This window comes from Nostocoides australiense Ben110 (genome assembly GCF_001050535.1).
Classification (GTDB): domain Bacteria; phylum Actinomycetota; class Actinomycetes; order Actinomycetales; family Dermatophilaceae; genus Nostocoides_A; species Nostocoides_A australiense.
In genome coordinates, this window is the sequence record NZ_HG764815.1 from 3,763,333 (window position 1) to 3,764,644 (window position 1,312).

At 72.5% G+C, this 1,312-nt stretch carries 2 protein-coding genes; one reads left to right on the plus strand and one right to left on the minus strand.

Annotated features, from left to right (window positions below; genetic code table 11):
- Nucleotides 1-185 (minus strand): hypothetical protein (locus tag BN11_RS24350; protein ID WP_048699801.1); only part of this gene is annotated, 185 nt, incomplete at its 3' end.
- A gap of 158 nt (nucleotides 186-343) precedes the next feature.
- On the opposite strand from BN11_RS24350, the gene BN11_RS18500 reads away from it, so the two are divergent.
- Nucleotides 344-1,312: serine/threonine-protein kinase (locus BN11_RS18500; RefSeq protein WP_162213289.1), on the plus strand; the 969-nt coding region annotated here is incomplete at its 3' end.

Consider the following 1,312-nt stretch of genomic DNA (forward strand, 5'->3'; position numbering starts at 1 on the left):
GGCCCGATCGCCGGCTCGACCAGCACGACGCGTGGCCCCGAGGCCGGTCCGCCGGCCAGCTCGAGCACGTCCGGCCACGAGGCACCCGCGCCGCGCCACCGGAGCTCCGGTCCCGAGGTGCGCACGAGATGGGCGATCCCGTCCACCACCATCGGGTGGATATCGCCGACGACGAGGGTGATCATGTCCTGCTCCGCACGTGTTCGGGGGGAGACTACGTCCAGGAAGAGGCGCGGCGAGAGGCCCTGATACACCCGGTCCCCACCCGTCCGGCACCGACCAAGAGCGGATATCGTCCCTGTGTGCGGTGGGGGTTGGCGCCAAGGGCCTCGGGCGGAGCAGCGTGAGACGCGCCCCGGCCGGCCCGCCGCAGATCGGCGGGCTCGAATTCGAGCGGGTGCTCAGCCGCACCGGCGGCTATGGCGACGTCTACCTCTACCGCGACCGGCAGCTCGATCGCGACGTCGCGGTCAAGGTGCTGCGGGAAGGCACCCACGACCACGCCGCCCGGATGCGTTTCCAGACCGAGGCGACGACGATGGCCGGCCTGCACCACCCCAATGTCGTCACGATCCACGCGGTCGGGATCACCCGCCACGACCTCGCCTACTTCGTCATGGCCTACTGCCCCGACGCGACGCTCGCCGACCGCTCGGCCGGGGGTGACCTCAGCGTCGCCGAGGTGCTGACGACCGGTGTCGAGATCAGCGGCGCGCTGCACAGCGCCCACCTGGCCCACATCATTCACCGCGACGTCAAGCCCGCCAACATCCTCACCCTCCCGTGGGGCTCCTCCGGCCTGACCGACTTCGGCGTCGCCACCCGGCTGGTCGGTCCGGACGCCGACGACGACGACGTCGGGGTCTCCATCCCGTGGTCGCCGCCGGAGATGCTCTTCACCGCCACCCGGGGCTCGGTCGCGACCGATGTCTACTCCCTCGCGGCGACGATCTGGCATCTGCTCGTGGGCCGTTCCCCGTTCGAACTGCCCGGCGGCGACAACTCGCGGCTGGCCGTCATGGGCCGCATCCGCGACTCGCGCCCGCCGCCGACAGGACGTGCCGATGTGCCGGCGTCGCTCGAGCGAGTGCTGTCGCGCGGGATGGCCAAGAACCCCGAGCAGCGGTATGCCAGCGTCGAGGCTTTCGCCCGCGCGCTCGGGGCCGTGGAGGAGGAGTTGCACCTGCCGCGGACGCCGCTGGTCATCTCCCAGCAGGTGGACCAGGAGGCCAAAGCCCCGGCGCGCCCCGGAGGTGCCCCGGCCCGTCCCGGCGCAGTGGACGTCGCACCGCCCTCGGCGCGGCTGCAGCGC